The organism is Phenylobacterium sp. (assembly GCF_028290885.1).
GTDB lineage: Bacteria > Pseudomonadota > Alphaproteobacteria > Caulobacterales > Caulobacteraceae > Phenylobacterium.
Genome location: NZ_JAQGIZ010000213.1, coordinates 1 through 6,328, shown reverse-complemented (window position 1 = coordinate 6,328; position 6,328 = coordinate 1). Strand labels below are relative to the sequence as shown.

Genomic DNA, 6,328 nt, shown 5'->3' with positions numbered 1-6,328 from the left:
CCACCCTGTTCATCAGCGGCCAGGTCAGCCGGGCGAGGTCGGCGCAGAGCGTGGCGATCGGGTCGTTGCCCAAGCCGTACAGCACCACCGACATGGTCGCCGCGGTCGCCTATCTGCTGCGCCACCTGGAGGGCGACGAGTCGCTCCCGCGGCCCCCGGGCCTGGAGGTGTTCGGCGGCGCGCCGGAGGGAATGGCGCCCAAAGCCGCCTAGTCATGTCGGGCAGGACCGGGGGTGGCGGCGCCGGCTTTCGCCGCCGTGCATCCGAAAACCAGCGAGGGCGTTGTCCAAGCTCACCGAGGAACGCCCACAATGAAGATCCTGCTTTCCGCCCTCGTCAGCGCTTGCATCGCATTGCCCGGGGCGGCGGCCTTCGCCCAACCCCAGCCTGATCGCGCCCAGCCTGATCGTGGAACCTACGACCAGCGTCAGGGTGATCAGCGGGCTGGGGATCGCACCCAAAGCTACGACCAGCGCCAGAGCTCTGACCGGGGCCGGAGCTATGACCAGGGGCGGCATCGCCATCGCCAGCAGGTCTGCCGAATCCGGCATCACCGCCGGGTATGCTACTGGCGCTAGGGGGAACCGCCGATCGCCGCGAGCGCCGCGCCTCAGTCGAAGCTCGGCGCCGCCCAGCCCCGGCTAGAGCGGATTCTGCTCCGGCAGCTCGGCTATATGCAGCAGCGCTCGGCCCTCCAGGGGTCGACATAGCAAACGCTAAAGGTGCGGCCTGACGTCACCACAGCCCGGGATTGCCGCGTTCACCCTGTCTCTTATCCGCCCCTAAACCGCGACGTCGCCATGGTGTCGGCGGTTCTCCACGAACCAGGGTCGAGTCTGGCGCGCCATCCACGTTCCCAACGGCGCGCCGGGCTCGGCTCCGGGCGGAGATCCCGCGGCGGGCCGCCAAGCCTACGAAGAGGCCGGATAGGTCTCCACCAGCCGACCGCCGTACCAAAGCTCCATGGGCCGGCCGTCGTGCTCGTCCCGGGCGGAGAGCTTGGCAGCGTCGTCCGACTGGCACTCAAGCTCCGAGGACGCCTTGATGCGGCCGCCTGGGTCGAAGAAATAGAGATGGTAACTCAGCACGATGCCTCCTGCGGCGCCTACGCCCCGACCGGCAACGCCGGCGGCGAGACGATCGTTCCGCTGGCAGGTAAAGACCGCTACGACGCCGCGGACGACCCGGACTGACCGTTAGGCTGGAAAGCCTCCGCACGGTGGCGCTCCATGATCGGGCGGTCGCCTTCCCAGACGGCGACGTAGGCGCAGCTGGGATGCTCGCCGAGCAGCTTGAGCGCGCGTTCCGGGGCGGACTTGTCGCCCCCCAGCTCAAACGCCTCGAACGAGATTGAGCGGCCGTCCTGATTGCAGAGGTAGAAGGTGTATATGGCCATTTGAGGATCTCCTCGCCTGGAGCGGGAGCGTAGGGCTGGCAGGGCCGGGTCTCTCAGCCGCCGGCGCCCAGAGGCAATGTGCCGACGATGGTGGAGCTTAGCAGGTTTTGGCCGGCGCGTCTCGGGTGACGCGAGCTTCAGGCCGCGGCGGCGGCCGCGCCGGGGGTGTTGGTCTGACCCAGCGCTTCCTGCAGGGCAGCCAGCAGGTGTTCGGCCTTCATGGGCTTTTCGACGACGCCGTTCATGCCGGCGGCGAGGTAGCCCTCGGAGTCTTCCGGGTCGGCGTTGGCGGTGAGCGCGATGATCGGCACCAGGCCGGGCTGACCGGGCAGGGCGCGGATGGCGCGGGTGGCGGCGACGCCGTCCATCACCGGCATCTTGATGTCCATCAGGATCAGGTCGAAGCGGCCGCCGCGCGCGGCCTCCAGGGCCTCGGCGCCGTCGTTGGCGGACTCGCAGGTGCAGTCGAACATCTCGCACAGCGCCTGGGCGACCATGCGGTTGGTGGCGTTGTCGTCGACGACCAGGATGTGGATCGAGCGCTCGGCGGCCTGGGGCGCCTCGGCGGGGATTTCAATGGTCGCGGGCAGCAGCACCTCGAAGATCACCGTTTCAGCCGTGCCGCCGGCGCCTTCGCTGCGCAGCACGCCGCCCATGCCCTCGACGATCTGGCGGGCCAGGACCACGCCGATGGCCACGTTGAGGCCGAAGCGGGCCTCCACGTCGCGGACCCGAGCCTCCAGGCCCTGGCTGTCCCAGGCAGGATTGCGCGCGCCGCGGACGCGGCCTTCCAGCCGCACGCCCTCGGGGCCGGTGACCGTGCGGACGCTGGCCTCCACGGCGCCGCGGCGCATGCTGGCCACCGCCTCGCCGACGAAGCCGTCGAACACCTGCAACAGCCGCGCGCGGTCGCCGATGGCGCAGGCCTCGGGGTCGCCGTCGTACGAGACCAGCAGGGTCACCCCGCTCAGCTCCGCCGCCGGCTGCCAGCGGCTGTGGACCTCGTCGACCAGTTCGCGCAGCCGCAGGGGCGCAGGCTCCAGCGTCAGGCCTTCCCGGCTGACCTTGCGCAGGTCGCGGGCGGCCTCGAGCAGGTGGCGGACCGCCTGGGCGGCTTCCGTCACGCCGCTGACGCAGGCTTCGGTGTCGGCGGTCAGGCGTTGGCGCGAGAGCTGTTCGGTCAGGGCCAGCACGCCGTCCATCTGCTGAACGACATCGGCGGTGACCCGATCGAAGAAGAAGCTAGGCAGAGACATGAACAGCCGGGAGTTGTGACGGGTCCTAGCCGCACCATGACGCCAAGCGCTTGCGGAGAGGTTAAGTACATCGCCGGCCTCCGGTAACCTTGCCCGCGGCGAGTTCCCGACAGGTCCCGGTCTTTCGGATCGGGCGCCGATCGCGCATATGGGGGCGATGATCGACCCAAAAACCGAGCGGGGGGCCGGCGCCCTCGTGCTGTTCTCGGGCGGGCAGGACTCCACCGTCTGCCTGGCCTGGGCGCTCGGCCGCTATGCGCGGGTGGAGACGGTGGGCTTCGACTACGGCCAGCGCCATTCCGTCGAGCTGCAGGCCCGCGCCGCGGTCCGCGGCCGCATCGCCGAGCGGTTTCCCGAGTGGGCCGCCCGGCTCGGCGAGGACCACATGCTGGAGATGCGCGGCTTCGGCGCAGTGGCGGCCTCGGCGTTGACCGCGGACCGCGCGATCGAGATGACCGCCAGGGGCCTGCCATCCACCTTCGTGCCCGGCCGCAACCTCGCCTTCTTCGTCTACGCCGCCGCGCTGGCCGACCGGCGGGGGCTGAACGCGCTGGTCGGCGGCATGTGCGAGACCGACTTCTCCGGCTACCCGGACTGCCGGCGCGACACGCTTGATGCGATGCAGGCGGCGCTGAACCTCGGCATGGCCCAGGACTTCGTCATCGAGACGCCGCTGATGCAGATCACCAAGGCGGAGACCTGGGCGTTGGCCAAGGGCCTGGGCGGCGAGGCGCTGGTGCAGGTGATCGTGGAGGACAGCCACACCTGCTACCTCGGCGTCCGCGAGGCGCTGCATCCCTGGGGCTACGGCTGCGGGACCTGTCCGGCTTGCGAGCTTAGGGCCCGCGGCTGGGAAGGCTGGGCGGCCCAGGACCGGCCGGCGGCGCGGCCCGAAAGCCGTCCATGAGCTACGCGGTCAAGGAGATCTTCCTGACGTTGCAGGGCGAGGGCGGGCAGGCCGGCCGCCCGGCGGTGTTCTGCCGCTTCGCCGGCTGCAACCTGTGGTCCGGGCGCGAGGCCGACCAGGCCGAGGCGGTCTGCAAATTCTGCGACACCGATTTCGTCGGCCTGGACGGTCCGGGCGGCGGCCGGTTCGCCGATGCGGAGGCGCTCGCGGGCGCCGTGGAGGCCCAATGGCGGGGCGGCGCCGACGACCGCCTGGTGGTGCTGACCGGCGGCGAGCCCTTGCTGCAGCTCGACGAGCCCTTGATCGCGGCGCTGCACGCGCGCGGCTTTTCCCTGGCGCTGGAGACCAACGGCACGATCGCGGCGCCCGCCGGCGTCGACTGGATCTGCGTCAGCCCCAAGGCCGACGCGGCGCTCGCCCAGACCCGCGGCCAGGAGCTGAAGCTGGTCTATCCGCAGGAGGGCGTCGATCCGGCCCGCTTCGAGGGCCTGGCGTTCGAGCGGTTCCTGCTGCAGCCCATGGACGGGCCGGCGCTGGCGCAGAACACCCGGGCCGCCATCGCCTATTGCCTTGCCCATCCCCGCTGGCGTTTAAGCGTCCAGACCCACAAGTACCTCGGCATCGCCTGAGGCCAGACGCAGGCGCTGCCTGCCCAAAGACCAGATGAGCTCCAGGATTTTCGAGATCACCAAGGCCGCGACCTTCGACGCGGCGCATCACCTGCCCAAGGGCCCTGCGGGCCCCTACACGCGTCTGCACGGCCACTCCTTCCGCGTCGAGGCGACGGTTCGCGGCGAGGCGCAGGGCGCCATCGGCTGGGTCTCGGACCTGGGCGAACTGGACCGCGCGCTGCGGGCGGCGGCCGGCGAGCTGGACCACGGCCTGCTCAACGAGAAGGCGGGGCTCGAAAGCCCGACCCTGGAACACCTGTGCCTGTGGTTCGCCGAGCGGCTGAGACCGGATTTCCCGGGGCTGGCGCGGGTGGTGGTGTCGCGCCCGACGGTGGGCGAGAGCTGTGCGCTGAATTTGGGCTAGCCCTTCGGGGAGCCTAGCCCCCCGACTTGTCGTCCTTCTTGCCGCCGGGGATGACCGCGCCGACGACGGCGCCGACGCCTCTGGCGGTCGCGCCGGCGGCCTTGGCGGTGACGCCGATGGCGGCTCCGGCCACGCCGACCGCCGCGCCGGCGACGGTGGTGGCCAGGCAGCCGCACAGCAGGACCGCGGCCGCGGCCAGCACGGCTATGGATGGCAATGTCATTTTACGGACTCCCCAACGTCGGCGGAGTCTGCCTGCAGAACCGCTCCGAAAGAAGGCGGGTTCAGCTGTCCTCGGCTGCGGCGTTTTGCTGCGCCGCGTCGGCGTGACGGCGTCGGGGGCCCTTGAAGCGAGGGTCGGCGCGCCGGCGCCGGTCGGGGCCGAAGTAGTCGGTGGTGCGTACGAAGGCGCGCGGATGGTCGATGACCTGGTTGAGCCGCTCGATGACGCCGCGGGCGGTGAGTGGCTTGGCGAGGAATTCGTTCACCCCGGCGTTGCGCGCTTCCTGCACCCGCTGATGCGTCGAATGTCCGGTGATCATGATCACCGGGCACATGTGGCCGGGGCTGTCGGGCGAGTTGCGGAGCAGGCGCACGAAGTCGATGCCGTCCAACGGCTTCATCGAAAGGTCGGTCATGACGATGTCGACCGGCTCGTTGCGCATCATCTGCAGGCCCTGGGCCCCGTCGCCGGCCTCGTAGATATGGCGGACGCCGAGCGCACGCAGGATCTCGCCCAACAGCACCCGCATGTGCTGGTTGTCGTCGACGATCAGGACCTTCAGCAGATCGTAGCGCAAGGCGAACCGACATCCGTTCTGCAGGCTTCCACCCGCCGCGCGCCAAGGTTTCGCGGCGACCGTGGCAGGATGCGGTTGTTAGGTTGGGGAATTGTTACCGGTCCATGCGAATTCCGGCGTTTGGAGGAGTCTAACCCGCTGGCGTGGATGAAGAATCAGCCCCGTCCCGTCTGGCCGCGGTGGCGCAGGTAGGCGTCGGCCAGCACGCAGGCCACCATGGCCTCGACGACCGGCACGGCGCGGATGCCGACGCAGGGGTCGTGGCGGCCCTTGGTGCGCAGCTCGATCTCCTCGCCGGCCTCGTTCACGCTGCGGCGGGGGGTGAGGATCGAAGATGTCGGCTTGAACGCCACCCGCGCGGTGATCGGCTGGCCGGTGGAGATGCCGCCGAGTACGCCGCCGGCGCTGTTGGACAGGAACACCGGCCCGTCATTGCCGGCCCGCATCTCGTCGGCGTTCTCCTCGCCGGAAAGCGCCGCGGCGGCGAAGCCCGCGCCGATCTCCACCCCCTTGGCGGCGTTGATCGACATCAGCGCCGCGGCCAGTTCGCTGTCGAGCTTGGCGTAGATCGGCGCGCCCCAGCCGGCGGGAACGCCCACGGCCTCGACCTCGACGATGGCCCCGACCGACGAGCCGGCCTTGCGCACTTCGCCGAGATGCTCCTCCCACAGGCCGACCGTGCCGGGGTCGGGGCACCAGAAGGGGTTGTTGCGGGTCTCCGCCCAGTCCCAGCGGCTGCGGTCGACGGCGATGGCGCCGACCTGCACGAGGGCGGCGCGGATCACGACCTCAGAACCGAGGATCTTGCGGGCCACGGCGCCGGCCGCCACCCGCGAGGCGGTCTCGCGCGCCGAGGAGCGTCCGCCGCCGCGGTAGTCGCGCACGCCGTACTTGGCGAAATAGGTGTAGTCGGCATGGCCCGGGCGGAACGACT

General features: G+C 70.5%; 10 protein-coding genes. 4 read left to right on the top strand and 6 right to left on the bottom strand.

Annotation, left to right across the window (positions count from 1 at the left end; genetic code table 11):
* Positions 1 to 212, top strand: a 212-nt coding sequence (locus JWP28_RS14475) for a hypothetical protein (RefSeq protein ID WP_299543948.1), incomplete at its 5' end; no start/stop codon positions are given.
* A 699-nt stretch (positions 213 to 911) separates the two neighbouring features.
* On the opposite strand, the gene JWP28_RS14470 is transcribed toward JWP28_RS14475, so the two are convergent.
* The 3 genes from JWP28_RS14470 to JWP28_RS14460 form a co-directional block, all read right to left on the bottom strand.
* The gene (locus JWP28_RS14470; RefSeq protein WP_299543947.1) at positions 912 to 1,088 is read right to left on the bottom strand and encodes a hypothetical protein; all 177 of its coding nucleotides are present in this window, start codon (positions 1,086 to 1,088) and stop codon (positions 912 to 914) included.
* A 77-nt stretch (positions 1,089 to 1,165) separates the two neighbouring features.
* Positions 1,166 to 1,396, bottom strand: a complete 231-nt coding sequence (locus JWP28_RS14465; protein ID WP_299543945.1) for a hypothetical protein — start codon at positions 1,394 to 1,396, stop codon at positions 1,166 to 1,168.
* A 137-nt stretch (positions 1,397 to 1,533) separates the two neighbouring features.
* Positions 1,534 to 2,652 carry a response regulator gene (locus JWP28_RS14460; RefSeq protein WP_299543943.1) on the bottom strand — a complete coding sequence of 373 codons (1,119 nt, stop codon included), beginning with the start codon at positions 2,650 to 2,652 and terminating at the stop codon, positions 1,534 to 1,536.
* A 160-nt stretch (positions 2,653 to 2,812) separates the two neighbouring features.
* Here JWP28_RS14460 and queC point away from each other — a divergent pair, with 160 nt between their 5' ends.
* The 3 genes from queC to JWP28_RS14445 are packed head-to-tail and all read left to right on the top strand — an operon-like array spanning position 2,813 to position 4,594.
* Complete coding sequence (gene queC, locus JWP28_RS14455) at positions 2,813 to 3,559, top strand: 7-cyano-7-deazaguanine synthase QueC (RefSeq protein ID WP_299543949.1); 747 nt, start codon at positions 2,813 to 2,815, stop codon at positions 3,557 to 3,559.
* The gene (gene queE / locus JWP28_RS14450; RefSeq protein ID WP_299543941.1) at positions 3,556 to 4,188 is read left to right on the top strand and encodes a 7-carboxy-7-deazaguanine synthase; all 633 of its coding nucleotides are present in this window, start codon (positions 3,556 to 3,558) and stop codon (positions 4,186 to 4,188) included. Before queC ends, queE begins: the two co-directional genes overlap by 4 nt.
* Positions 4,189 to 4,222: 34 nt before the next feature.
* Entirely contained in the window at positions 4,223 to 4,594 is a 372-nt protein-coding gene (locus tag JWP28_RS14445; protein WP_299543940.1) for a 6-carboxytetrahydropterin synthase, read from the top strand.
* 13 nt (positions 4,595 to 4,607) lie between these two features.
* On the opposite strand, the gene JWP28_RS14440 is transcribed toward JWP28_RS14445, so the two are convergent.
* The 3 genes from JWP28_RS14440 to aroC all read right to left on the bottom strand — a co-directional run.
* Positions 4,608 to 4,817 (bottom strand): hypothetical protein, encoded by a 210-nt coding sequence (locus JWP28_RS14440; RefSeq protein ID WP_299543938.1) that lies wholly within the window; start codon positions 4,815 to 4,817, stop codon positions 4,608 to 4,610.
* Between the two features lie 61 nt (positions 4,818 to 4,878).
* Complete coding sequence (locus tag JWP28_RS14435) at positions 4,879 to 5,394, bottom strand: response regulator (protein WP_299543936.1); 516 nt, start codon at positions 5,392 to 5,394, stop codon at positions 4,879 to 4,881.
* Positions 5,395 to 5,549: 155 nt separating this feature from the next.
* Positions 5,550 to 6,328, bottom strand: a 779-nt coding sequence (gene aroC, locus JWP28_RS14430; RefSeq protein WP_299543934.1) for a chorismate synthase, incomplete at its 5' end; no start/stop codon positions are given.